This window comes from Fulvivirga kasyanovii, assembly GCF_009711405.1.
GTDB classification, from domain to species: domain Bacteria; phylum Bacteroidota; class Bacteroidia; order Cytophagales; family Cyclobacteriaceae; genus Fulvivirga; species Fulvivirga kasyanovii.
Map to the genome: position 1 here is coordinate 1 of NZ_SMLW01000095.1, position 642 is coordinate 642.

Here is a 642-nt window from a genome sequence, read left to right on the forward strand (position 1 = left end):
TCTCTACCCGAGAATATACCCCTAGTGATTTTAGTTATTCAGGTATTTCGGTAGAAGACCTCGATTTAATTGGGAAGAAATTTTAATAAGTTATTATGCGAAATCAGGAAATTCAAGATATATACAAGCTGTCTCCCATGCAGCAAGGAATGTTATTCCACTGGCTCTATGACAATCATTCACCAGCGTATTTTGTTCAAAACGTCTATACTATCAAAGGTAAAATTGATCTTCAATGCTTTGAGGAATGCTTAAACAGCCTATCCCAAAAATATGATGCGCTTAGAACATCTTTTGTGCATGAAGATCTTAAAGAACCATTGCAGGTAGTCCTTAAAAGTAGGAAAATTGAATTCTTATTCATCGAAGCAAATGCTTATACTGAAGTAGAATACTTGAGGGTCAAAGATGTCGAGAGAGGGTTTGATTTGACCAATGATTCACTAATGCGTGTGATATTGATAAAAACAGGCATTGATGGATACAAAATGATCTGGAGTTTCCATCACATAATAATGGATGGTTGGAGCCTTGCTATCATTATAAAGGAGTTTGTTACCATGTATTCTGGTGAAACTTTACAGGCTTCAAGAGTGGAGCCGCTCCAATATAAGTCTTTTATAAAGTGGATAGAAACCAGAG

At 36.0% G+C, this 642-nt stretch carries 1 protein-coding gene; it reads left to right on the forward strand.

Annotation, left to right across the window (positions count from 1 at the left end):
- Positions 1-95: 95 nt before the first annotated feature.
- The coding region (locus E1163_RS00155; protein ID WP_185155877.1) for a condensation domain-containing protein at positions 96-642 on the forward strand (547 nt) is incomplete at its 3' end.